Source organism: Candidatus Paracaedibacteraceae bacterium (genome assembly GCA_019636055.1).
Lineage (GTDB): Bacteria > Pseudomonadota > Alphaproteobacteria > Paracaedibacterales > Paracaedibacteraceae > Paracaedibacter.
On sequence record JAHBYH010000001.1, the window covers coordinates 250,434 to 274,385 of the forward strand.

23 protein-coding genes and 1 tRNA gene are annotated in these 23,952 nt (G+C 40.9%); 11 read left to right on the top strand and 13 right to left on the bottom strand.

All coding sequences use genetic code 11. From position 1 onward, the window contains the following. Window positions 1–10 precede the first annotated feature (10 nt). On the top strand, window positions 11–1,210 hold the full coding sequence (gene tgt, locus KF820_01140; GenBank protein ID MBX3456953.1) for a tRNA guanosine(34) transglycosylase Tgt: 1,200 nt from the start codon (window positions 11–13) through the stop codon (window positions 1,208–1,210). A 10-nt stretch (window positions 1,211–1,220) separates the two neighbouring features. On the opposite strand, the gene KF820_01145 is transcribed toward tgt, so the two are convergent. From KF820_01145 to KF820_01170, 6 genes are all read right to left on the bottom strand, one after another. Beyond that, the gene (locus tag KF820_01145) at window positions 1,221–2,936 is read right to left on the bottom strand and encodes a hypothetical protein (GenBank protein ID MBX3456954.1); all 1,716 of its coding nucleotides are present in this window, start codon (window positions 2,934–2,936) and stop codon (window positions 1,221–1,223) included. A gap of 187 nt (window positions 2,937–3,123) precedes the next feature. After that, the gene (locus KF820_01150) at window positions 3,124–4,779 is read right to left on the bottom strand and encodes a ribonuclease J (GenBank protein MBX3456955.1); all 1,656 of its coding nucleotides are present in this window, start codon (window positions 4,777–4,779) and stop codon (window positions 3,124–3,126) included. Between the two features lie 436 nt (window positions 4,780–5,215). Then, complete coding sequence (locus tag KF820_01155) at window positions 5,216–5,374, bottom strand: lipoprotein (protein ID MBX3456956.1); 159 nt, start codon at window positions 5,372–5,374, stop codon at window positions 5,216–5,218. Between the two features lie 66 nt (window positions 5,375–5,440). Further along, window positions 5,441–5,515: transfer RNA gene (locus tag KF820_01160), tRNA-Val, on the bottom strand. A gap of 71 nt (window positions 5,516–5,586) precedes the next feature. Beyond that, window positions 5,587–5,862 (bottom strand): HU family DNA-binding protein, encoded by a 276-nt coding sequence (locus tag KF820_01165; protein MBX3456957.1) that lies wholly within the window; start codon window positions 5,860–5,862, stop codon window positions 5,587–5,589. A 202-nt stretch (window positions 5,863–6,064) separates the two neighbouring features. Continuing rightward, on the bottom strand, window positions 6,065–6,832 hold the full coding sequence (locus KF820_01170; protein ID MBX3456958.1) for a hypothetical protein: 768 nt from the start codon (window positions 6,830–6,832) through the stop codon (window positions 6,065–6,067). A gap of 172 nt (window positions 6,833–7,004) precedes the next feature. Here KF820_01170 and rlmN point away from each other — a divergent pair, with 172 nt between their 5' ends. From rlmN to KF820_01190, 4 genes are all read left to right on the top strand, one after another. Further along, window positions 7,005–8,084: a 23S rRNA (adenine(2503)-C(2))-methyltransferase RlmN gene (gene rlmN, locus KF820_01175; protein MBX3456959.1), complete on the top strand. Its 1,080-nt coding sequence runs from the start codon at window positions 7,005–7,007 to the stop codon at window positions 8,082–8,084. A gap of 3 nt (window positions 8,085–8,087) precedes the next feature. Continuing rightward, complete coding sequence (locus KF820_01180; protein ID MBX3456960.1) at window positions 8,088–9,050, top strand: 3-dehydroquinate synthase; 963 nt, start codon at window positions 8,088–8,090, stop codon at window positions 9,048–9,050. Window positions 9,051–9,216: 166 nt separating this feature from the next. Beyond that, window positions 9,217–9,756 (top strand): hypothetical protein, encoded by a 540-nt coding sequence (locus tag KF820_01185; GenBank protein ID MBX3456961.1) that lies wholly within the window; start codon window positions 9,217–9,219, stop codon window positions 9,754–9,756. Further along, window positions 9,757–11,013, top strand: coding sequence for a DUF21 domain-containing protein (locus KF820_01190; protein MBX3456962.1), 1,257 nt, complete (start codon window positions 9,757–9,759; stop codon window positions 11,011–11,013). A 330-nt stretch (window positions 11,014–11,343) separates the two neighbouring features. Here KF820_01190 and KF820_01195 read toward each other — a convergent pair whose 3' ends face one another. From KF820_01195 to bcp, 3 genes are read right to left on the bottom strand one after another with little or no spacing between them, the layout of a single operon-like run. Then, window positions 11,344–11,811 (bottom strand): YiiD C-terminal domain-containing protein, encoded by a 468-nt coding sequence (locus KF820_01195; GenBank protein ID MBX3456963.1) that lies wholly within the window; start codon window positions 11,809–11,811, stop codon window positions 11,344–11,346. Further along, complete coding sequence (locus tag KF820_01200; GenBank protein MBX3456964.1) at window positions 11,804–12,985, bottom strand: MFS transporter; 1,182 nt, start codon at window positions 12,983–12,985, stop codon at window positions 11,804–11,806. Before KF820_01200 ends, KF820_01195 begins: the two co-directional genes overlap by 8 nt. After that, window positions 12,985–13,437, bottom strand: a complete 453-nt coding sequence (bcp, locus tag KF820_01205; GenBank protein MBX3456965.1) for a thioredoxin-dependent thiol peroxidase — start codon at window positions 13,435–13,437, stop codon at window positions 12,985–12,987. Before bcp ends, KF820_01200 begins: the two co-directional genes overlap by 1 nt. A 70-nt stretch (window positions 13,438–13,507) precedes the next feature. Here bcp and KF820_01210 point away from each other — a divergent pair, with 70 nt between their 5' ends. From KF820_01210 to KF820_01230, 5 genes are all read left to right on the top strand, one after another. After that, complete coding sequence (locus KF820_01210; protein MBX3456966.1) at window positions 13,508–14,368, top strand: hypothetical protein; 861 nt, start codon at window positions 13,508–13,510, stop codon at window positions 14,366–14,368. 161 nt (window positions 14,369–14,529) lie between these two features. After that, complete coding sequence (gcvT, locus tag KF820_01215) at window positions 14,530–15,624, top strand: glycine cleavage system aminomethyltransferase GcvT (protein ID MBX3456967.1); 1,095 nt, start codon at window positions 14,530–14,532, stop codon at window positions 15,622–15,624. A gap of 8 nt (window positions 15,625–15,632) precedes the next feature. Continuing rightward, window positions 15,633–15,998 carry a glycine cleavage system protein GcvH gene (gcvH, locus tag KF820_01220; protein MBX3456968.1) on the top strand — a complete coding sequence of 122 codons (366 nt, stop codon included), beginning with the start codon at window positions 15,633–15,635 and terminating at the stop codon, window positions 15,996–15,998. Between the two features lie 3 nt (window positions 15,999–16,001). Then, window positions 16,002–17,333 (top strand): aminomethyl-transferring glycine dehydrogenase subunit GcvPA, encoded by a 1,332-nt coding sequence (gene gcvPA / locus KF820_01225; protein MBX3456969.1) that lies wholly within the window; start codon window positions 16,002–16,004, stop codon window positions 17,331–17,333. 9 nt (window positions 17,334–17,342) lie between these two features. Further along, window positions 17,343–19,130 carry an ABC transporter ATP-binding protein/permease gene (locus KF820_01230; GenBank protein MBX3456970.1) on the top strand — a complete coding sequence of 596 codons (1,788 nt, stop codon included), beginning with the start codon at window positions 17,343–17,345 and terminating at the stop codon, window positions 19,128–19,130. Window positions 19,131–19,136: 6 nt separating this feature from the next. On the opposite strand, the gene KF820_01235 is transcribed toward KF820_01230, so the two are convergent. Beyond that, window positions 19,137–19,661 (bottom strand): nuclear transport factor 2 family protein, encoded by a 525-nt coding sequence (locus KF820_01235; GenBank protein ID MBX3456971.1) that lies wholly within the window; start codon window positions 19,659–19,661, stop codon window positions 19,137–19,139. Window positions 19,662–19,726: 65 nt separating this feature from the next. Here KF820_01235 and KF820_01240 point away from each other — a divergent pair, with 65 nt between their 5' ends. Then, on the top strand, window positions 19,727–20,398 hold the full coding sequence (locus KF820_01240; GenBank protein ID MBX3456972.1) for a TetR/AcrR family transcriptional regulator: 672 nt from the start codon (window positions 19,727–19,729) through the stop codon (window positions 20,396–20,398). Between the two features lie 544 nt (window positions 20,399–20,942). Here the strand turns inward: KF820_01240 and KF820_01245 are convergent. From KF820_01245 to KF820_01255, 3 genes are all read right to left on the bottom strand, one after another. Beyond that, window positions 20,943–21,146 (bottom strand): hypothetical protein, encoded by a 204-nt coding sequence (locus KF820_01245; GenBank protein MBX3456973.1) that lies wholly within the window; start codon window positions 21,144–21,146, stop codon window positions 20,943–20,945. Continuing rightward, on the bottom strand, window positions 21,133–22,500 hold the full coding sequence (locus tag KF820_01250) for a hypothetical protein (protein ID MBX3456974.1): 1,368 nt from the start codon (window positions 22,498–22,500) through the stop codon (window positions 21,133–21,135). The genes KF820_01245 and KF820_01250 overlap by 14 nt, the downstream gene beginning before the upstream one ends. An 82-nt stretch (window positions 22,501–22,582) precedes the next feature. Then, window positions 22,583–23,950, bottom strand: coding sequence for a leucyl aminopeptidase family protein (locus KF820_01255; GenBank protein MBX3456975.1), 1,368 nt, complete (start codon window positions 23,948–23,950; stop codon window positions 22,583–22,585). Between the last annotated feature and the right edge of the window lie 2 nt (window positions 23,951–23,952).

A 23,952-nucleotide genomic window follows, 5' to 3' on the forward strand; every position in this document is an offset into this window, starting at 1 on the left:
TTACAAATAAATGACTCAGTTTAAATTTACATTTCGCCGCCCTAATCCAAACTCACGTGCGCGTCTTGGGATTCTTGAAACACCACATGGTACTGTTGAAACACCGGCCTTTATTTTCTGCGCGACAAAAGCTGCTATTAAGGGAGTCACGCCAGAGCAAATGAAGGCCGAGGGTACTCAGTTCATTTTGTCGAACACCTATCACCTGATGTTACAACCTGGATCTGAAGTTGTGCAAAAGGCAGGCGGTCTCCATAAATTCATGGGCTGGAATGGCCCCATGTTGACGGACTCTGGCGGATTTCAGATTTTCAGTCTCGGTCATGGTTCTGTTGCCGAAGAAATCAAAGGACGACGCAATTCATCGCGCCCAAAAACAATGCTTAAGATTACTGAAGAGGGCGCAAAATTTAAGTCCTATATTAACGGTCAAACTTATATGCTGACCCCGGAAAAATCCGTCCAAGTTCAACGAGAACTAGGCCCTGACTTTGTTGTAGTTTTAGATGAATGTACCCCCTACCACGTTGACAAGCGCTATACAGCACGCTCTATGCACATGAGTCATCGTTGGGCCGTTCGCAGCATGCAAGAGTTCAATCGTCACGATGATGGCAGTCAAAAACTTTATGGCATTCTGCAAGGTGGTGTTTATGAAGACTTACGCAAGGAAGCTTGCGATTTTGTGAACAGCCACAATTTCTTTGGCCATGCCGTTGGGGGATCCCTTGGCGCCAGTAAAGATCAAATGTATGATGTTGTGGCCATGACCATGGAAAACCTAAGGGATGATCGCCCAGTTCACTTACTTGGAATTGGCGGTGTTCAGGATATTTTCAATGGCGTTCGCCATGGGATCGATACCTTTGATTGTGTTCACCCGACTCGGCTTGCCCGTCATGGCGGTGCTTTGGTACGCCCTGAAAACAACCCCAAGCCAACCCGTGAACATATTGTCTTATCCAATAGTCAATATCGAGAAGACTATACCCCGATTGAACCGGATTGTGCCTGCAATACCTGCCAGAACTACTCAAAAGCCTATATCCACCATTTAATGAAAGCTGGTGAACTCTTAGCTTACCCGTTGATTACCGTTCATAATGTCAACTTTATGAATCGCCTGCTTGCGGCAGTACGTCACGGAATCGAGACAGGAACTTTAGATCAAATTGAAAAAGACTGGGTACCGGTAAAAAAATCTTTCTAATCTTCAAGATTTAAGATTGTTTGAGGCACTCAGCTATATAACGACATATACTAAAAGCATGAAAATTATTATTTCCGAAATCTAGACTATCAATATAATTTTTTAATTTAGCTATAATTGCGCTGGCTTGCTCTGCAGTAATATTATACCTTGCATCATTGACATTGTAATTGGTATTATGACTGAGTGTGAGAGCTTCAAGAATATGCTTAAGCGAAATGCTGTCCCCTAGGGAAACTGGTATTTTTTTAACAATATATAATACCCTCTCGTCAGCGAATCTTTCATGAGGGTAGTTCATCAAGATAGACATTACATCAAACCGATCATATTTCCAAGCAATCGTCTTCATTACCTCGACGAGCAATGAAATGGCGACGGCACTGTTCCCGGTATCAAGCGGTAATCTTCCTAGGATCTTAATCGCATCATGCTTATATTTGGGATCGCTTAGTTCTTGCGGGAGGTTTTGCACGACAAGGCCAAATCGATCATCAAACAATACTTCAGACTTAGCTCTTGAAAAAGCATCTACTTGAACCGCGTGATAAATCTCATGTACATCTTCCGGAATCAGTAAACTCATTCTATTGACAAATTGCCTCCATTGCCGCGGTGATATACGCACTAAAGCCTTAGTTAGTACCCCGACACTCTTTCCCGATGAATTCCTCCTGACTAATGAATTAACAGTAGATTGGAATTCATCCCATTGCTCTGGCTCTATATCATTCAAAGCTTCGATTGCCGAAATTATGCGTGCCGTTAATTGATCATCGTCATAATAGTCGGTACCATTTCGCAACAGGTTATATGAGCGATAAGACTGCTGGAGAAGTAATTTTAGTGTTGGTACAAATCTTGGATCAAATAACTTATTTGGATCCATTTTTGCAAGAACAGAAAATATATGAAATATGCCTAAATACGCAAACCTGAGCGAAAAAACCCCATTAAGTACACCTATTAACCGCGTATCATATAAAATTTTAGGGGAGAAGTTGATCAGATATTTTATAAGATCTACCTTGCTAAACATATTGTTGTAGCAATCGGCTGAAAAACGATTGAGCACATCTCTTTCAAAACGATCATATCCATCAAGAGTAATCTCTGCTATACTCTGAATGGCAGAGCTAGCGTCAAGGACACCCATACACATCCCCATTCTTGGTTCATTTAGTTTTTGCAAAATAGACAAGAATCTTGGATCACAAAGAGTATCAAGACCAATAGAGTTGAATATCTCAGTCCAATTTACGTAATACTCATTACTACCTCTAAGACCGAACAGAAAACTCGCTATTTTTTGAAAAGGTTCCCATTGTTCACGCTGTAGTACCTTTAGTATATTAAAAACAAAAATTCTCTGGCTTTGGCAAGATGTTACATCGAGCAGCGATTGAATAATAGAGATGTATCTGTCATCAGATAAGACCTCAGAATCCAGTTTAATAAGACCGTCAAGTATAATCAGGTTATGCCCCGGTTTGTCGGGTGAGCAAATTCGCGTTGCTGCTAACATAAAATCCGTTACCTTATCGAACGGCAAGGCCCTGAACCTATTAAGAACGTCGGAATACACCTGCGAATTACGGCTTAATGGATCCGTAAACATCCCTGTTAAAAAGTTTTCGGCGCTAACAACGTCATCAGTCGCATGTGCCCCTGTTAGTGAAATAGCCCCTATCAACAATAAATGTTTAAGGCGTAACTTATTTCTCATTTTTACTTCCTAGTTAGGTATTCGATTTGATGTTTAAACAAAATAGTCACAATCGCATGCAATTTCAATGTTTATTATTCACAGTATTACGGCATCCATATATACTCAATCAAAATGAAAATTTGGTATTCTCCCTGCGCAATTTCATTCTGATTAAGTATAGGCTGAATAGTTACGAAAATTCTAACTACACCTGGATAATATGAATCTCAGTCGGCGCCTTTTTACCTATCCAATTATTGGTCACACGACGAATATGAACGCGGATTTCTTCTTTTAGTGTTTCTAAATCTCGATATCCGTTATGGATGCAGTTGCGGACAGCTCTCACAATATCGCGCTCTAGATGCTCTTGTTCTTCCCCCCCAACAGTTATTCCAATCAAGGACAGGCGCGGCTCACACTCTAGATCTCCGGATCGGTCAAGAACAACCGAGACAAACACAGCTCCGTTTGTTGCTAATTTAGCGCGCTCACCCATCATAGGACCAAACAAGGGCACCATCCGAGAACCGTCATACCCTAAACGCCCCGTAGGAACATAATCCATAATCGCAGGGTTTTCAATATCCAAGCGAATCAATGAGCCGTTCTCTGGGATAACAGCCTTTGGAATTCCACAACTCAGGCCCAGTTCAGCTTGTTCTGTCATATGACGCAATTCACCATGGACAGGGATCAAAACTTGGGGTTTCACCCACTCATACATTTGCATCAACTCATCGCGAGCCGGATGGCCTGAAACGTGGATTCCTTCGTCATCATGAGATGTAATAATATGAACCCCTTTTCGCACGAGGTTATTCTGCAGTAAATTAATGGAACGCTCATTCCCCGGAATAACGCGGGATGAAAAGAAAACAACATCCCGATGATCCAGTTTGATAAATGGATGAGAATCACTAGCCATTCGTGCTAAAGCAGCACGGGGTTCACCCTGAGATCCAGTACTTAAGATCAGAACATCATCCGGCGGTAATTTCATCGCTGTTTCTTCATCAATAAATGGAGGGATATCTTTTAAATACCCGGATTTTTGAGCTGCATCGACCATTTTATGCAAAGAGCGCCCAACCAAACAAACTTTGCGTCCACAGGCCTGAGCTGCTAAGATGGCCGTTTCAACACGCGCTAAGTTCGAGGCAAAACAGGCAACAATAACACGCTTACCTTTTTGGGCTGCAACCTGAGCAAAAATCTCAGTTCGAACAGTTTCTTCAGAGCCCGCAACGCCTTTATTAAAGACATTAGTTGAGTCACAAACAAGCGCTAAAATTCCTTGCTCTCCCCAATCCTTTAACCGTTCTGAGTCTGTCACCTCACCGACCATAGGGGCTGGGTCAATCTTCCAATCCCCGGTATGCATTACCGTCCCCAAAGAAGTCGCAATAGCCAAGGCATTCGGTTCGGGAATTGAATGGGTTAATGTAATGTACTCCACCAAGAACTTTCCAACCTTAAGTTCTCCTGACAAGGGAACCTCAATAATTTTGACATCCTTGCCCCATGGAAATTCTTTAACTTTTTGACGAACAATCTCAGCTGTAAACTTAGTTGCGTAAATTGGGCACCGCAACATAGGCCACAGGTAAGGAATTGCTCCGACATGATCCTCATGGGCATGGGTTAACACCAAACCAACCAGACGATCCTTGTTTTGAACGATGAATTCCGGATCAGGCGTAATCACATCAACCCCAAGGCGATCGCCAAAAGTAACCCCCAAATCCACCATCAGCCACTGACCATCATGGCCATATAAGTTCAGGTTCATCCCAATTTCACCAGATCCACCCAGTGGCAAAAACCAAAAATCATTCTTTCCGGGAATATGATTTGTCATAATTTTTTCCATTTCTTTTCTAATAGCAACCCCTCAGGATATGAACCGAATGCTGTATACAGTAGATGGCCATAGACTGAATAGTTGCCTCTAATCAAACTTAAAATAAGGCCAACTACGGCATCATATTAAGATTGATTATGTTATACTAAATCCCATTTTTAACTGATCGAAACGGTTTCATCGGTTCTCGGTCTGCTCACCTATTCATATAGGCTCCGCGGGCCTTGCCCCCCCAAAACCATTTATCTAAGTTAATTCGGGTCTTGATACCATAGTCGTTTAGATTAGGTGTTGAACAAACAATCAAGAGCGAAGTGTACACTAAAGCGTGATGTCCAATAGCGCTAATATGAACGACTATAGATAATATAGACCAATCCGCCATCCAAGGAAAGGGGCGATTATTTTAGATTCGTACATTAATAACCAAGGTTTACAAAGAGCATTCAAGATTTTGTGCAGGATATTGATGGGGGTAACCGTTGTCTTCAACCGGTTCTAACGGGCCTTTACGACCACAAGATGACAAGGCAATCACAAGCGTCAACAAAACGATCAGCACCAAAGAATATCTTGGAAATAAAGCGTACATTGTTGAACTACTCACGTTACACAAAAGGGTAAAATAAAAATGTATTAGGGGAAAATTCTCAGAATATGGTGGGTGATGAAGGGATTGAACCTCCGACCCTCTCGGTGTAAACGAGACGCTCTACCGCTGAGCTAATCACCCATAAACCTTATAAAAGAACCCTAATACATTTCATCGATTCTTTGCAACAAGAATTTTGCTAAATAGCAAAATTATTTTGCAACAGCGTCTTTCAATTGCTTACCAGCACGGAACTTTGGAAGACGTGTAGCAGCGATCTTCAAAGGTTGACCTGTACGTGGGTTGCGACCTGTTGTAGCAGCGCGGTTTGCTACGGCAAATGTACCGAAACCGATCAAGCGCACTTCTTCACCTGTCTTTAGAGAATGGGTGATTGAAGAAAATGTTGCGTCGATTGCGCGTTCTGCATCAGCCTTTGTCAAACCGGAGGCTGTAGCAACTTTGGAAACTAACTCTGATTTATTCACTGTCGTAAATCCTATGTTAAAGTTGAACTATGTCTACACTTAAAATTCTAAGACTCATTTTGAACCGCGGTCAATTCCCTTTATTAAAAAATATTAACTTTTTAGCGGTTTTTTTGACCTTTTTTAACAACAGAAGTAACAAAATGGCAGAAAAGCTTAGTTTTCAGCAATAATCAAAAATATGGATTTTAAATAGATACGTTTAAAAATCGAGACGTTGATGAGAAAAAATTCCCAACCCCAAGCCAATTTTAAAGCCCTGACGCCGCCACCAGCGACAATTCAAAGCACGTTCAACATCCTGAAACCCATTTAAAGTCCGACTGGATGGATAGGTATCAACATAAGGTAAAATTATGCTTAACAACCAATCTCGACGACAAAGAACCGACTGATTTGTCCAAGGCAAAACAGCAGAATCAATAATATAATCTCCCTCGATCTGTCGCTGAACATATCGAAGGTAGTGCGCTTGGGATACATCGTCAAAAACATAAGGCGCAGTCCCAATCAAACGTCGCCGCTTAAAAGGCCTCAATTTTGATTTAACTTTAGCCCAAAATGACCGGGGCAAATGATAATCCCTAAATTTACGAAGCGTATCAAACTTTTCCCCGGGCTGCCATCGATGGCGGAGACGATAGAGATCGACCTCTCCCAAGCGCAAACGATTCAAGGAACGATTCAGCTCAACACTAACCACAGAATGCGGTTCGACTAAAATACAGTCGTTCTCCAACAATAAAACATAGTCGTTCACAGCCGTTTCAGCTAAAAGTTTTATCCCCCCATATATACCAATATTTTGGTCTGTTGATATATATTTCAAGCCGTATTTATCAGCTAAGAGTCGATCCTCAGCGGAAATTTCTTGAAACAGAATAATAACCTCGTCAAAGAAATCAAATAAACTCTCTTTGATATAAGTCTGCAAAGTAGCCTCAAGCGTCTTTGGACTCTTCCAACTCATGATACAACACGTGATGGGCAAGCGATAAGACGATTCAGCGGGTATCAGATGTAAAGACGGCATGATCATAGTTAATTTATAATAAATTATTCAGATGAAAATATCTATCGCAACTTTCAATCAGATCACTTATATGTAAATAAACATAATGACACGATAAAATGACGATAAAATGACTACGCAAAATATAATTGGCCTTTCCCGTGAAGATTTAGAACGCGACTTTACCGATGCTAGTATCCCGAAATTCCGCGTTAAACAAATATGGCATTGGATTTACCACCACGGCGTTCGATCCTTTGATGATATGCCTAACGTTCCTAAAGACCTTCGTTCAAAATTACAAGAACTTTACGGGATTCAACGCCCTGAAATCACAAAGGCCATGACATCAACTGATGGTACCCAAAAGTGGTTGTTAAAGTTTGCCGACGGTGAAGAAGCCGAATGCGTCCATATTCCGGAATCAGTCCGCGGAACATTGTGTATCTCATCACAGGTAGGGTGCACCTTAACCTGTAAATTCTGCCACACAGGAACGCAAAAACTCGTTCGCAATCTAGGTGCAGCCGAGATTGTCGGGCAGATGATGTTGGCTCGAGATGCCTTTAATGAATGGCCAACTCCATTTAGCAACCGCTTGGTGTCGAACATCGTCATGATGGGCATGGGCGAACCTTTGTATAATTTTGACAATGTTGCAAAAGCGTTAAAGATTCTTATGGATCCGGAAGGAATCGCATTATCCCGCAGAAAGATTACTCTATCAACCAGCGGTGTCGTTCCGATGATGGATCGCTGTGGCGAAGAAATTGGCGTTAACCTTGCAGTATCTTTACACGCCGTGCGCGATGATTTACGTAATGTTCTCGTTCCGCTCAATAAAAAATATCCAATTAAAGATCTAATTGACGCCTGCCGTCGTTATCCGGGCGTTAATAATGCGAATAGAATCACATTTGAATATGTCATGCTCAAGGGTGTTAATGACACAAATGCAGATGCAAAAGAATTGGTTCAGTTAATTCGCGGGATACCCGCCAAGATTAACCTCATTCCTTTTAATCCATGGCCAGGAAGTGATTTTGAATGCTCAACCCCCGATCGAATCGAGGCCTTTTCACAAATTGTTCAACGTGCAGGCTATTCATCCCCTGTACGGACCCCCCGTGGCCGTGATATCCTAGCAGCATGTGGCCAGCTTAAATCAGAAAGCGTGCGTCAGTCCAAGAGTCTACTAAAGGCAAGTTAAGTTATGATTAACCCTATCCATTGTCAACGCGAGTTTCAAACAGAAGTTGACTTTGGTCGGTTTAATTGTGATACATATCCGCCAGACTCATTGATTATTGCAGATGCTATTTTGAATCTTGATATCTCTCATCTTGCTATTCATTCCCCAGAATCAATAAAATCATGGCAAGGTGTGGACATCATCATCAACCATTTAATAAATAACCACGCTAATCGAACAACACATCTTATCGCCATTGGTGGCGGCGCACTTCTCGATCTCGTCGGTTTTGTCGCCAGCATCTATATGCGAGGCATTACTTGGTATGCTGTACCAACAACGCTTTTAGCCATGGTGGATGCCAGCATCGGCGGCAAAACAGCAATTAATTATAATAACACCAAAAATCTTTTAGGGAGTTTTTATCCCCCCAAAAGTGTCCTGATCGACACAACGTACATTCAGGATCAAGATCTTGCTAGCGGCAAAGCAGAGGTTATTAAAATGCTATGGACATCATCACCTGAAGTAATGTTACCCGATAAGATCGATGACCTTGTTAAACGAGCAATCAACCTAAAACTTCAAATCATTAATAATGATTGGTTTGAGGCAACAGGAAATCGCACCATCTTAAATGCCGGTCATACCTTTGGGCATGCCTTTGAACGTATTGACTTATCGCTATCCCACGGTCAGGCAGTTGCTTACGGCTTGTTAGCAGAACAAGATCTTGCTGAATTCCTAAGCGGGCAAGATCATCAACGTAACATCCTTACAGACATCCTTTTGCAACAAGGGCTCAAAACAAATTATCACTATTTGTTAACCGATGTTGAATCCCTTATTATCCTGATGACAAAGGACAAAAAATCAACAAATACCCTATTTAAATCCACAGTTGCATGGTCTCCGGGTGATTCCTACACTCTATCGTATACACCGGACGATGTGAGAAGGTTTGTCATGTCCAAAAGTCTGTGATAGAATAATATCAATTATGATAAATAAGTCCTAAGGCAAATTTTACGAAATATCAGCTTTGCGCAGGTAGTAATCTACGCTTACGCAGCCTCATTCGAAAATTCATCCATATTACTTATTTCTGATAATGGTTATAGTTTCAATTGTTAATTGGATTTAAAAATTCATGGAAAGTCGATCGTATATCGTCATCGGTCTTATAGCGTGGGCAAGTATATTCCCATGTAGTGCAAAACACTCTTTACAAGAAAAACAAGACGTCGCTCTTGAACAAGTCATCAAAGCTGATGATGCGAACTTCGTTCATCAGCTTAAAAAAGCAATGCGACTCAATTCAAAGTATATCAAGAAACTAAAAAAACGCCAAAACGCTGATGTCAGCATTCTCTTAGAAAAAGCAATCGCTTATGATGAACAAATCCATAGTAAAAACGCTAGCCGAGACGCTATTATTTCCAGTCTTAAAGAGCAAAATGCAGTACTACGGGTTATCGATCAACGCATAAGACTAGAACCTGTTGAAAAATTCCCGAGTGACGGTACAGATTTAAGTCCAAGTCCTATTTCCGGGAAATTATCCGTGGGACAAACTGATCACAGTCCGGCGAAACAACTAAAACAAACAGATTACTTCGAACCAACGCTGACTATCCCTATGGATGTTGGCAACAGAGTTGGTATTGACAAATTAATTGAGGAAAAATAAATCGTGTTAGCTATCGTATTTCTAGTGCTCTTATGCCTTGTTGTTTTGGCGTCCCTTTTATCCTCTGCGGAAACATCCGTAACAGCTGTCTCTAAAGCAAAATTACACAGCATGGCTAAAAAAGGTGACTCAAAGGCTAAACTCGTTCTTGAATTACAAAAAAATGTTGGCTTGTCTCTTTCAACAATTTTGCTGTTCAATACCCTATGCTTAACAATCGTCAATAACAATATTGGTGATATTACTGCTGATATTTTTGGTAAAGAGGCGATCATTTTTGTTTCAATCATTATGACAGCAATTATAACAGTGTACGCAGAAACTCTCCCTAAAATTATAGCGGTTAATTCTCCTGAAAAAGTCCTAATGCTTTTAATTCGCCCACTATGGCTTGTCTACAGCATATTCCGCCCAGTTACCCTTGCCATTAATAATTTCGCCCGTGCTCACTTGAAACTATTTGGGGTAAAATCCAATGCAGATGATGAATATGCAGCCTTAGAAGAGTTGCGTGGTGCCATCGACATGCACTTTGCCGAGACAACCCACGATGCCGACAACGAACGCGCCATGTTAAAAAGCATCCTTGATTTGCGAGAAGTTAGTGTTGAAGAAATCATGACCCACCGTAAAAACGTGACCATGATTAATATAGATGACAAACCGTCGGAAATTGTTAAGCAAGTTCTAGAAAGCCCGTTTACCCGTGTCCCGCTTTATAAAGATAACCACGACAATATTGTTGGTGTTATCCATGCAAAAGCTCTCCTTCGTGCTGTTAACTCTCATAAAGGTAGCCTTGATAAACTCGATATAAAATCAATTGCCACAGCACCTTGGTTCATTCCAGAAACAGCAGATCTTATTGACCAGCTTCAAGCTTTTAAATCCCGCCGTGAACACTTTGCTGTTGTCGTTGACGAATATGGTGTTTTCAATGGAATCGTAACACTCGAAGACATTTTAGAAGAGATCGTTGGCGATATCACCGACGAACATGATATTGCTGTTAAGGGAATCCGCCCGCAAGACGACGGCTCATATGTAATCGACGGCACTGTCACCATTCGCGACGTCAACCGCCAATTAGACTGGGAACTACCTGATGAAGAAGCAGCAACTATTGCAGGTCTTGTTTTATATGAAGTACGCCTCATCCCGGAAGTCGGTCAGTCTTTTAATATCCATGGCTATCACTTCGAAATTATGCGTCGCCATAGGAACCAAATTACCTTATTAAAAGTAAAAGCAATTTAGTCATAGCTGTAGATGCTATGCGGCAATAGATTCTTCCACAACTTCCCTTCGTAAGAAAGGAGCGGTTGTTTTAAAGCAGATTAATGAGTCTTATTTTTAATTAACGTCAGTTCGCCATAAGAACCATCAGAACGCACACCATCTCCGACGAGCAAAGCTAGGGTTTCGCTAGAAAACCTTAGCTTTGATTGATTCGAGATCTATGTTTGTTTTATGGTTGTCTGGATTTCCGATCAAGAAATTCTTAACGGTTTTCCTTGAAAACCGAGAATTTCTAGCAGGGAATGACGGATTCTATTGCTTGATAGACCTTCTTATATCGAACTCACGTTAATTAGAGTCATCCCGTTTCGCGTCCCGTCGACGCACATAGAGCAGTTTATCTACCTCAGCGATAACAGTCCCATCTTTATCAACAACATTGACGGTAAAAGTTGGTTCGACCTTATAAGAACTATTCGCGGCATCACGAATTTTTTGTAATTTTTCAGCCGGTATTTCAAAATGCGCATAGACTGCCCCTAGACCTGGCTTTTTAAAGCGAATCGTTGCAGCCTTGTCCCAAACAATATAGTCTTTGCCTAAATGTTGCATCAGAATCAACATAAAAAATGGATCTGTCATGGCATACAAAGAACCACCAAATTGCGTTTTAACATAATTACGATTCCACCGTCTGAGTTTCATCTCCACATGAATAGAGGTAATATCGTCAGATATATGTTTAATCCGAATCCCAGCCCCCAAATAGGGCGGCCAAAAATTAATCAATTTCAGCAATGTCGATTTTTTAAACATGACGTTCTTTAACTTGGTGGTGAATAAGTAAAACTTGAATAACAGCAGTCGCGATAAGATACATCAGAATTGGATTAACCTCGCGGTAGCTTAGGCTTGATGTTAGCCCGATAATAACAATCATAAATAAATTCCGCATTAACGAGATATACGACATTGTCAAACCTTTATTTCCAGGATTACCATCAAGGATCATGGTCGATGCTGACGAGATCATAAATGTCGAACCCAATGAAAATATTGAGACAACAGCGATAATTAAATATGGATCATCCGGAATAAAATCAAAAGCCATCAAACCAGCAACAAGAACAAAAAAGATACTTGTCACCATCCCAAACTTTAAACTTTTTATAAGACCAATGCGCTCAACAATAGACTTATAGATATAAGCACCAATAAACTGAGTGGCAACCGGCATGGCTTGAAGATATGAGAATTCGCGCGGTGTCATCATAAAAACATCAATATAGATAAAGGGGCTATTGACGGTGAAAATACCATTGAAACTGATCGGTAAAGAATGGATGGAAACTAATAAGAATATAGGTAAGCTTGTCAACAAGGTTCGCATTCCCGCAACCCCACTTTTATCTGTTTGTTTTTTTTCATGAACCGAGTTGGTTTCAGGAACCCATATATAGAACAAGACAGAGATAAATATCATTCCAAAAGTGATCAATGCAAAAATATAGCGCCAACCGAGTCTTTCCAAAATCTCAGCCCCAATAATCGGCGCCAAAGCAAAAACAACTGGGTAAATACTTGCAAAAATTCCCATATAGCGAGCCAATGTTGCCCCTGTAAAAATATCAGCAAGAATAGCCCCACTTAAAACAGATAAGCCCCCTGTGCCTAACGATTGGATACACCGACCAATAAAAAACATCTCAATACCATTTGCCACCATACATAATCCCGACCCAACGATGTATAGCATCATACCGACAAACAGAAAACGCCGACGCCCAAATCGATCGGAAAAACGACCAAAAGGTATCCCCCCAAAAGACGAAAAAAACGGGCTTGCCAGAAAAGTTAATTTCATAGCAGAATCCGAAACATCAAATACATGGCCTAAATACGGCGCTGCAGGAATATAGATATCAATTGATGAAATCACGACAAGATTCATCAAAAAAATAAGCCAGGCAATGTGTTTAGGAGATATCATTATAAACTCTTCAAAACATCAACAACGTGGTTTGTCACTTTAACCTTTCGCCAGATTTTTTGAACAATCCCATTCTCGTCAATCAGAAAAGTTGAGCGATCAATACCCATATATTTGCGACCATACATTGATTTTTCAACCCAAACGCCATATTTTTCACAAACCTCCCCAGATTCATCAGACAACAGGGGAAAATTCAAATCTTGTTTCGTGCGGAAATTCGCGTGGGATTTTATTGGATCCTTTGAAACGCCTAAAATAACAACATCTTTCTGGTTAAAACTGGTTAGATTATCCCTAAACTCACAAGCTTGTTTAGTACAACCGCTGGTATTGTCTTTGGGATAAAAATAAAGAACAATTTTCTTCCCTTTTAATTTGGACAAAGTAACAATACCATCTGCATCTGAACTTAACGTAAAGTCAGGAGCCTGAGAGCCAACATTAATCATTCTGATATTCCTTTCCTTGATTTTTCATACTAGTATATAAGAAGAAATTTGAAATAACTACGGTTTTACGTTGAAATTTTTGATCGTCCTTTTGTCCGTTGCTAATTTAGCACCATCTCAAGAACAAAATAGCATTATTCCTTGGTGGTATATGGCAGCCCGCCCCGTTGCTATAGCATCAATTCGAACACCAATTGATGCAGTAACACAAAACCAACAGGTTTATAATACATCGCTCTTTCAAACAGTAAAGCAACTATCAAAAAGCGGTTTATCCACCTTTTATCGAGGACTTCTACCACGTTTGATCTCAGAGAGCACAAGAAGTATCTATATGCTTCCCGCTTGGACCTATTCCCAATCCCTATTTCATAATTTTGATCCCGAACTGTCCAAAGAGTTTCCCTATCTACGAAAATTATTTGCCGGTTGTGTTTTTGGTGCTTGCGAAGCTATTATCGTAACGCCCATGAGCCGTGTGTCTGTTCTATTGAACACTCAAAGCAACTCATTTTCTTGGTCAACTCTAAAATATTTTGAGAAAAAAGATTTCTATCGTGGCGCAGGGCTCTCCTTTTTTAATAGTTCCTTTGGTTGCACAGTCTATTTAATGTCTGACCGGATGATTCGTCAAACAATCAAAAACTACCGAGATAATACCCCGTTAAATAGCTACGATTACGTTCTTGCAGGAATATCAACTTCGTTTATATACTCTGGGATAACAGGCCCCCTAGTGACATTAATGACAAGAGTCCAACATACGCTCCCGTCTCAATCACAAAGCACGTGGACTGTTTTTAAAGCAATGATCCGCCAGAACAAAATATCTGTTTTATTTGCCGGATGGCCTTTACGGTTTTTACAATTAACGCTGTTTACAACCATTGAATCTGTTTTTCTAGATCGTATTGATCAAAATTTAGATTAGCCCTCTTGTGTTATGCAACATCTTTGTCCTAATCTAAATATATAGCTATCCCATTTGAACTTGGAAGTTCGTCACATCGTCGCTCGGCCACTCATTGCTTCTTGTCCTTGCTTCCAAACTCAACCTGAACAATTATATGAACTGTTTATGAGGGCTAAACAATGATCACAGCACCGACTTTGAGCTCAATCCCTTTAGATCAATTGCACCGCGATCTTGGCGCAAGAATGGTGCCTTTTGCAGGCTATGACATGCCCGTTCAGTATCCAACAGGGATCATCCAAGAACACCGCCATGTTCGCCAAGCCGCAGGACTATTTGATGTGTCTCATATGGGGGCTATTTTTGTCCCGAACAATCCGGCAATAGAACTTGAAAAGATTTTTCCCACAGACCTGCAAGAATTAGAAATTGGCCATATAAAATATAGTCTTTTACTCAATAATCAGGGGGGAATCGAAGATGACCTCTTGATCTCAAGATTAGAAGACGGTTTTCTTTTAGTCGTCAATGCAGGAAGAAAACACCATAACCTTGACTTTCTAAGGAATGCTCTCCCATCGGTCGATTTTGTCCCTCTGTTTGATAAAGCCATGGTTGCCTTCCAAGGCCCAAAAGCAAGGACGATCCTGTCCACCTTATGCACCGAGGCATCTTCTATGGCTTTTATGACAACGAAAAAGACAACCATTCTGGACTATAACGTTATTCTAAGTTGTAGCGGTTATACCGGTGAAGATGGTTTTGAGTTTATTTGTGGTTCAGACCATGCTTTTCATATTGTCAAAACGCTTCTTGATCACGAGGATGTAAAGCCGATTGGTCTTGGCGCTCGTGATTCCCTAAGACTGGAAGCCGGTTTATGCCTATATGGCCATGAACTTGATTCCAAAACCTCGCCCATTGAAGCTAGTCTTGCCTGGGCCATAGGCAAACGACGTCGTCTTGAGGGAAAGTTTGCCGGTGCACCACGCGTCCTGACTGAACTCAAAGATACGCCCCAACGCAAACGGATTGGCTTGATTCCAGAATCGCGATCCATCCCCCGAGAAGGATGCAGCATTCATGATGCTGCTGGCAACCCTGTTGGCGTTGTGACCAGTGGCGGACAAAGCCCTGTTCTAGGACATCCGATCGCCATGGGGTATATCACGAATAACACGTCGACAAAAGGATTAACGGTCAATATTCGCGATACCCACTACCCTGTTAAAATAGCAAAACTACCCTTTGTACCAACACAGTATAAGAAATAGAGGATTGAATGAAAAAATATAGCGATCAACACGAATGGATTTTAATCGATGGTACCACAGGGACTGTTGGTATTTCGGATTATGCTCAATCCCAACTCGGCGACATTGTCTTCACTGAACTGCCTGCCGTTGGAAAAGATATAAGCAAAGGAGCAGAAGCAGCCGTTGTGGAATCAGTTAAGGCAGCAAGTGAGGTCTATGCCCCCGTATCAGGCAAAATTATCGAGATCAACCCAGATCTGGAAGCAACACCTGATCTCGTGAACAGCTCCCCTGAAACTAAGGGCTGGTTCTTTAAAGTTGAGCTTTCAAATCCTTCTGAACTGGATACGCTTATGGATGAAGCTGCTTACAAAACTTTTATCGGGGCTTAAAACATGCGTTACCTCCCTCATACCGATGCAATTCGTCAAGATATGCTCAAAGCTATTGGCGTGACATCACCTGATGATTTATTTCAAGATATCCCAGAAAATTTGCTCAACCCAGAATTTCCATCGTTAACAAAGCACCAGTCTGAGCTTGAGGTCGATCGTTTCTTTAAAAGGCATGCAGCAAATACAACACAAGCCGGAGATGCTCCATTCTTCCTCGGGGCTGGCTGTTATCGACATCACATTCCTACAGCAGTTGATCATTTGATTCAACGGGGAGAATTCTTAACATCCTATACCCCCTATCAACCGGAAATCTCACAAGGAACTCTTCAATATTTGTTTGAATTTCAAACGCAAGTTTGTTTACTAACAGGCATGGATGTGGCTAATGCGTCCATGTATGACGGTGCCACAGCAACGGCCGAAGCTGTTATGATGGCACAGCGTATCACCAAACGCCGTCAGGCTATTTTATCGAGTAATATCCATCCTCATTATTCGGATGTTATCAAAACATATGGCCATCATTGTGAGTTTGATGTTGACCAAAACCTCCCTATGCCAACGGGTGAATCTGAGCATTTTAATATTACGGAAGATACAGCTTGTATTGTTGTCCAATATCCTGATTTCTTTGGGCACGTGCATGATTTTACTCAGCTTGCTGATACCTGTCATAAAACAGGAACTTTATTGATTGTTTGTTTTAATGAAGTTGTCTCTCTCGGCCTGTTAAAAGCACCAGGCGACATGGGGGCAGATATAGTGTGTGGCGAAGGACAAGCCCTTGGTGTTGGTCTTAACTTCGGGGGCCCCACTGTTGGGTTGTTTGCCACACGGCAAACTTATTTACGACAAATGCCCGGTAGAATTTGTGGGGAAACAGTAGATGCAGATGGGAAAAGAGGTTACACATTAACTTTATCCACCCGTGAACAACATATTCGCCGAGAAAAAGCGACCAGTAATATTTGCACAAACTCGGGGTTATGTGCCTTGGCTTTTACAATTCACCTGACCTTATTAGGCGAGGTTGGCCTACAACGTCTAGCAAAAACGAATCATGCCAAAGCTATCCAACTCAAGGAAAAATTAGACAAAACTGAGCGAATCTCTGTTTTGAATACTTCCTTTTTTAATGAATTTGTTGTGCGCGTTCCCTTTAGCAGCCAAAAATTTATTGATGATGCCGCCAATCAGGGGCTATTGGCAGGCGTTTCTGTCTCAAGACTTCTGGGGAAAGATTATGATAATCTACTGTTGCTATGTTGTACAGAAATGACAACAGATTATGATATAGACAAGCTTTTAACTTTTATCAACGCCTATTAGGACGAATCCATGGCCGGAACACAAATCCCAACAAAAATGAAATTTAATCTTGGTTATTTACGCCGACTATGGCCGCATCTGTGGGCGACTAAATCATCGGTAAAGATTCGTTTCATTTTAGCTTTTGCCCTTCTGTTAATTAGCAAAATATTATTGCTTTATTCCCCCCTCTTTTACAAAAGTGCTGTTGATATTCTAAGTGCAAAATATGGAGAACTTGTTGTCGTTCCGATTTTTATGATTATTGCTTATGGGAGCGCTCGCCTTTTTGGACAGCTCTTTGCTGAACTGAGGGATGCAATTTTTGCGGAAGTCACCCAGTCTGCTATTCAGCAAATTGGACTACTCGTCTTTAAACATATCCACAATCTATCTTTAAAGTTTCATCTCGAACGACAAACGGGTGGCCTAAGCCGCGTGATTGAACGCGGGACAAAAGCCATCGAAACCTTATTAATTTTTTTAACCATCAATATTATCCCCACCATAATTGAAATTATCCTTGTTGCAGGGATTTTTGCTTACTTATATGGACTAAGTTTTTCATTAGTCATCCTCACAACAATTATTGCTTACATTATTTTTACCCTCGCAATCACTGAATGGCGAATTAGCTATGTCCGTAGGATGAATGAAACAGATAACAAAGCAACATCTCGTGCTGTTGACAGTTTACTCAATTACGAAACGGTCAAATACTTTAACAATGAACACCATGAATTGGCTCGTTATGGGAACGCCCTCGAATCCTATAAAATAGCAGCTGTCATCAATCGATTGGGACTCAGTCTCTTAAATTCCGGACAAACTGTAATCATTACGATTGGCCTTGTTTTAATCATGATCATGGCCGGATCTCATGTCCGAGATAACATCCTGACGATCGGCGATTTTGTCGCCTTAAATGCCTTTGTTCTACAAGTTTACATCCCCTTGAATTTTCTTGGTTTTGCTTACCGAGAAATTAAAATAGCTCTTGTCAACATGGAACATATGTTCGAACTCTTGGATGTTCCACAAGACATTCAGGATATTGACAATGCACCAGATATTGAATTCAGATCAGGTCATATTCAATTTGATGATATATCTTTTGCCTATGAAGAACGACGACCGATCCTCAAAGGCGTTTCGTTCACCGTCCCAGCAGGGAAAACAATTGCGATTGTTGGATCAAGTGGGGCCGGTAAATCAACAATCAGTCGCTTATTATTCCGTTTTTATGACCCAACATCTGGGGCTATAAAAATTGACGAGCAAGATATTAAACTGGTAAGACAAGATTCTGTTCGTCAATTGATTGGTATTGTCCCTCAGGATACAGTCTTATTTAACGATACAATTAAGTATAACATTGGTTACGGCAATCCTAGTGCCCATGACGATGAACTCATTGAGGCCGCAAAAGCCGCGCAAATTCATGACTTTATCATATCCCTTCCCGACGGATACAACTCTCTTGTTGGTGAACGCGGATTAAAACTATCCGGCGGAGAAAAACAACGCGTAGCGATTGCACGGACCTTGCTTAAAAAGCCCAAAATATTTTTGTTTGACGAAGCAACATCTGCTTTGGATACACGGACTGAAAAGCAAATCCAAAAGAGCCTAGAGAGCATTTCTAAAAAACATTCAACGATTATTATTGCTCACCGGTTATCAACCATAACCCATGCGGATGAGATTTTAGTCTTAGATAGCGGCACAATTGTTGAGCGTGGATCCCACAAAGTTCTGTTAGCCCAAGACGGGTTATACAAATCCATGTGGGAGCGTCAAAGTTCTAAGGAGCACTAGAAAATTTTAGTGGCGAGAACCAATTTCCTTGTCTTCCTTTGCCCCTTTGATCAAATGAGTTAGCTCATCACACGAGATTATTTTACCATTTTTAAATCCAAAAATAGCAACAACCAAGACCTCGACCACATCCCCATTTTTCTTTACGCCATAAGCTTTATGGCGTGTTGCGACTTTATCTCCCTCGCTCACAATATCGAGGAATTCTATTTTTAATGAGTTCAAGGTTTTATGCAAATCATCCAAATGAGCAACAAATTGCTCGTAGTTTAGTGTTTTCCCATCAACGTTTTGCCTATAGTCTGGTGAATACAAATGCTCAAAGTCACATCGACCTGCCTTCATATTGGTTAGCCCTTTAGCGAACATTTCTTTTAACAGATCAACATTACTTTTTTGTTGGACTGAAACATCTGAGGTTATAATATCTTGTCTGGCTGACTGTATCGAGTGATCTGACGCACATACAGCACCAGCTAACCCGAGCATACCAGTCAATGAATAGACTTTTTTTATATAATTAAAATTCATTTTTCTTCCCTTCAACTTGTCGAACGTTCATTCAATATTCAACAAACTACCTCTAAAATCCAAGCATGTCAATAAAAAAATTGACCGATCGTTCAGTATGTTGTATTTATTATATAAGGAGAGTTAAGATGAGCAACACAAAAAAAAGTAATCCGACACGGCAAAAAATCTTAGAATCTGCAATTCAGATCTTTATCGACAAGGGGTTTGAAGGAACATCCATAAGTGATATCGCAAAACAAGCTGAAACCAATAAAAGTTTGATATACCACCACTTCGAGGACAAGCAGGATCTCTGGAAAAAAGCAAAATCTTACTTACTTGAACAATATTACGATAAAACAATAAGCGATCTTGAAACTCAAAGTAACCGACCATTCCGAGAGTTCTTAGAGACTGTTATAACACAACGTTATATTTTCTATAGAGATAACCCTAAAATTGCAAAACTTATTGCTTGGCAAAATTTAGAAAAAACGGGTCCTTCCTTGAAGGGGGTTGATAACCCTGCTCTGTCTTCATTTTCTAGCCAAATTAGAGATTATCAGGTGAAAGGCGATGTCAGGACAGAGTTAAATCCAGATATGATTAGTTATATGATCATGATGTCTGCTTCGACGCCTTTTATCACCATACCGTCCTTTTTCTTAGATCCAAATCAAAAAGAGAAGAATCAAAAGGACTATCTAAATATGCTCATTGATACCCTTTATCGTTCTTTTTCAACAGAGATATAGTCCTTTAGGTTGATATGATCCGAACTACCAGACAAAAATCTTAAGATCGTAGTAAAAATCACCGCTCTCCTTTTGAGAAAGATAAGAAAACCCCAATAAGAAGATAGCTTAACGTGAGTTCGATATAAGAAAGATCAGACACGCTCGTCATCTCCGACTAGCAAAGCTAGGTTTTCGCTAGAAAACCTTAGCTTTGATTGATTGGAGATCTACGTTTTTTATGGTTATCTGGATCCCCGATCAAGAAATCCTTAGCGTTTTCTTGCGAAAACTTAGAATTTCTAGTCGAGGATGACGGATTCTATTGCTGGATAGACCTTCTTATGTCGAACTGTCGTTAACTTAGTGCTTTAATTAGATTCTCGATCGAGAAATTCTTACAGCTTTCTTCGAAAACCGAAACTTTCTAGCCCGAGAATGCCAGATTTTATAGACCCACAGGTTTTTACGTCAAACTCACGTTATAGTACGTGAGTGGCGCTGCTTTGCATAGCCGTTTTATAAAGAAATTAGCTAGAATTGACTCTGTGTAAACCGATTTCGTCTATTTGCCATCACTTGCATGTGATGGACATTCACAAGTCGTTTGATCGGCGCTTTGGTAAAGAACAAAGGCACCATCGTGTCCAGAAAACAGTCCGGGACCATCTTTCATTGCATTCGGTTCAGGCAGCGTCTCAGGCTTGTAATCACCACAAGCAGACAAGGACAGAGCTAAAAACCCAAAAAAAACCTTAGAATTTAACACGGGTACCCACCAAGATAACAAAAGCGTCTTTAAAGGATGAATACGGCTGTTCAAAATGATATTGACGGGCAACAAAATAAAGCTCAGTTGCGGCAACATCAAAGTTCTGGACAACAGTAAAGGCATAGCTTTTTGCCTTTTCACGATTAGCAAGAAGGAAATTGTTTTCTGCTAATGTATTGGCACGGTTATAGGTGAAATCTAATGCCATCGCTGTGTTACCACAAGCAATAAACTTAGTCTGATAACCAACTTTCACAAACCAGAATTTAGCGTCCTTACGTTTCTGTAACTGTAAGAAATTCTTTAATCGATAGTTTTCCATACCGTATGCAGCGCTAAAACTAAACCCTGCATTATAAATAGCAAAGGATCCATGATATGTATGGCGTCGGCGAGATTGTCCGCCACTGACAGCACGAGGTTGGAATGTATGCGCGATAGCAGCCCCAACTTTTGTCTTACCAAAACTTCCCGCGTACTTAATACTTTGGTCAGATTGTTCCTCATTGGTATGGGTCAAACCGATAACAAATCCTTTTAGAGCCGGCGAATCGTAGCGCAGCCTGTTGGCTCGTTGCAAACCATCCATATTACGAATAGCATCAGAAGCAATTCTCTGTCCAACAGAAGTCCTCGCTGTTTTGTTGTAAAAACGGAATCCACCTAAGTTATTGCCGCCTTCCGATGCGTTGCTTACAGCCGTTGTTCCTGAAAAATCCACTTCAGAAACACCATCGCTGGATGTAGAGCCTTTACCAAGGTAAACTGTTCCGAATTTATCATGCTTAAAGACAGCCTCTAACCGTCGATTTCGTAAAATTGGACTTGCATCACTAAAAGAAGAACCAGCAGGAGCTGAGCCAATATCAGCATCCGATGAAAAGGATTGAACGCCATCTGTTAGTTCTGTTTCGATAACACCTTGAACTTGCAATTTAGGATTAATATTGGTTGTACCTGTTATATTAAACCGCGTTGAACTCGCGGTAGAATCCAAATATTCAATCTGACTGCGTTTTCCGTTATCCCGATGCGCAACCATTCTATTGATCTGACCACCCAACTTAATCGAACTTTTTGGATTAGCAGATGACGCAATCGGTTTAGGGACTTTACCCTCTGCTAAATCTTTTTGCGTTACTTTTAACGTTGTTCCTTCTAGCTTTGACAGCCTTGCCTCTAGCAATGAAACACGCATGGTTGTATCTGGCAACCCCTTATCTTTGACGACAGTTGTTTTTTTATTTTGGGCTCCATGATTCTTTTTTTTATGCTTTCCAGAGGCTGCATTCCCATCAAAAGGCAAACAGATCGCAACAGTTATCATTAAGAAGTGTATAAATTTATTCATTAAACTAAATCACACAGATAGAACTCTATGTCTATAATTTTATTAAAAAACCCTTAATCATGCAAACTTAATTAAAAATTAGTTAATTTAGCCATTCTCTTAAATAATTATACACAGCCAATATGCCCATTGCCTCACCACCTTCGGGACGCCCAGGCATACTCGCTAAATTCCAAGCCATAAGATCAATATGAACCCAAGGACAGTCTTTACCAATAAAATGCTCAAGAAACAAAGCTGCCGTAATTGCGCCTCCATAAGGTGATTTCCCAATATTATTTAAATCTGCAATCTGTGACCTCAAGTGTTTATTATATGGTTTATACAAAGGCATTCGCCATAATTCGTCTTCACAGTCTCGACCATTCCGCAAGATTCTATTAGCCACATCATCATTGTTAGAAAACAGGGCTGGGAGTTCAGTTCCCATAGCAATACGCGCAGCCCCTGTTAAAGTTGCAAAATCAATAATTAAGTCAGGAGCACTTTGACTTGCTTCAAATAAGGCGTCAGATAAAATTAACCGCCCTTCGGCATCTGTATTACCAATCTCAACAGTCGTCCCCTTTCGCGTTTTAATCACATCCATCGGGCGCATTGCATTGCCTGAAATAGCATTCTCAACCGCCGGGATCAGAACACGCAAATCAACAGGTAAGTTCATAGACATAATCATAGAAGCAAGCCCCAGAACATGAGCAGCCCCACCCATATCCTTTTTCATTGTCAGCATCCCTGAGGATGGTTTAATATCAAGCCCACCCGAGTCAAAGCAAACGCCCTTACCAACAAGAACCAATGTCTTTATTGGCCGAGAATGACTCCACTTAAAGTCAATTAACACGGGCTCAGATACCGCAGCCCGCCCAACTCGGTGAATTGCCGGATATTCACGTTCCAGTTCCTCTCCTGATATAATAGTGAGCTTAGCCTGAAATTTTTCTACCAAACCACGCGTAAATTCCGCTAGTTCCGCAGGCCCCAAGTCTTCGGCAGGTGTATTAATCAAATCACGAATCGTCTTAATAGCATCATAAGCAGCAGCGACCCATTCTAGGTTTACATTTTCTGGAACTACGAGTTTGGGGCATGTTTGCGTTGATGTTATTTTATATCGATCAAACCGGTATTGAGATAAGGCCCATGCTAAACATCCTAGTTCCGGATTAACCCCAGACCAATCGTCAATATAATAAACGCCAACCGGTAATTTAGAAGCCAAAGCAGCCATCTGCCATTTAGAATCACCAATCCCCCATAAAACTGTCCCTATCTTCCCTTCTTCATTTGGCAGTAATGCCAACGTTTCCTGTTTTGCCTCAAAATTAAGAGAATCCAACCAACAACAAGAAGAGTCGGACAACCCCTCTTTTAAGCCAGCCAATGAATCTTGTGTACAAAAAATAATTTTTACGGCATCGGCTGATTTATTAACAAACATTGGCAACATGG

Bases quoted from the DNA above. Each gene is read 5' to 3' on its own strand.
- KF820_01240 (MBX3456972.1), top strand. From the start codon at position 19,727: ATGTCAATAAAAAAATTGACCGATCGTTCAGTATGTTGTATTTATTAT.
- KF820_01235 (MBX3456971.1), bottom strand. From the start codon at position 19,661: ATGAATTTTAATTATATAAAAAAAGTCTATTCATTGACTGGTATGCTC.
- KF820_01145 (MBX3456954.1), bottom strand. From the start codon at position 2,936: ATGAGAAATAAGTTACGCCTTAAACATTTATTGTTGATAGGGGCTATT.
- KF820_01250 (MBX3456974.1), bottom strand. From the start codon at position 22,500: ATGAATAAATTTATACACTTCTTAATGATAACTGTTGCGATCTGTTTG.
- KF820_01150 (MBX3456955.1), bottom strand. From the start codon at position 4,779: ATGACAAATCATATTCCCGGAAAGAATGATTTTTGGTTTTTGCCACTG.
- gcvT (MBX3456967.1), top strand. From the start codon at position 14,530: ATGATCACAGCACCGACTTTGAGCTCAATCCCTTTAGATCAATTGCAC.
- gcvPA (MBX3456969.1), top strand. From the start codon at position 16,002: ATGCGTTACCTCCCTCATACCGATGCAATTCGTCAAGATATGCTCAAA.
- KF820_01230 (MBX3456970.1), top strand. From the start codon at position 17,343: ATGGCCGGAACACAAATCCCAACAAAAATGAAATTTAATCTTGGTTAT.
- bcp (MBX3456965.1), bottom strand. From the start codon at position 13,437: ATGATTAATGTTGGCTCTCAGGCTCCTGACTTTACGTTAAGTTCAGAT.
- KF820_01180 (MBX3456960.1), top strand. From the start codon at position 8,088: ATGATTAACCCTATCCATTGTCAACGCGAGTTTCAAACAGAAGTTGAC.
- rlmN (MBX3456959.1), top strand. From the start codon at position 7,005: ATGACTACGCAAAATATAATTGGCCTTTCCCGTGAAGATTTAGAACGC.
- gcvH (MBX3456968.1), top strand. From the start codon at position 15,633: ATGAAAAAATATAGCGATCAACACGAATGGATTTTAATCGATGGTACC.
- KF820_01195 (MBX3456963.1), bottom strand. From the start codon at position 11,811: ATGTTTAAAAAATCGACATTGCTGAAATTGATTAATTTTTGGCCGCCC.
- tgt (MBX3456953.1), top strand. From the start codon at position 11: ATGACTCAGTTTAAATTTACATTTCGCCGCCCTAATCCAAACTCACGT.
- KF820_01185 (MBX3456961.1), top strand. From the start codon at position 9,217: ATGGAAAGTCGATCGTATATCGTCATCGGTCTTATAGCGTGGGCAAGT.
- KF820_01255 (MBX3456975.1), bottom strand. From the start codon at position 23,950: ATGTTGCCAATGTTTGTTAATAAATCAGCCGATGCCGTAAAAATTATT.
- KF820_01200 (MBX3456964.1), bottom strand. From the start codon at position 12,985: ATGATATCTCCTAAACACATTGCCTGGCTTATTTTTTTGATGAATCTT.
- KF820_01170 (MBX3456958.1), bottom strand. From the start codon at position 6,832: ATGAGTTGGAAGAGTCCAAAGACGCTTGAGGCTACTTTGCAGACTTAT.
- KF820_01155 (MBX3456956.1), bottom strand. From the start codon at position 5,374: ATGTACGCTTTATTTCCAAGATATTCTTTGGTGCTGATCGTTTTGTTG.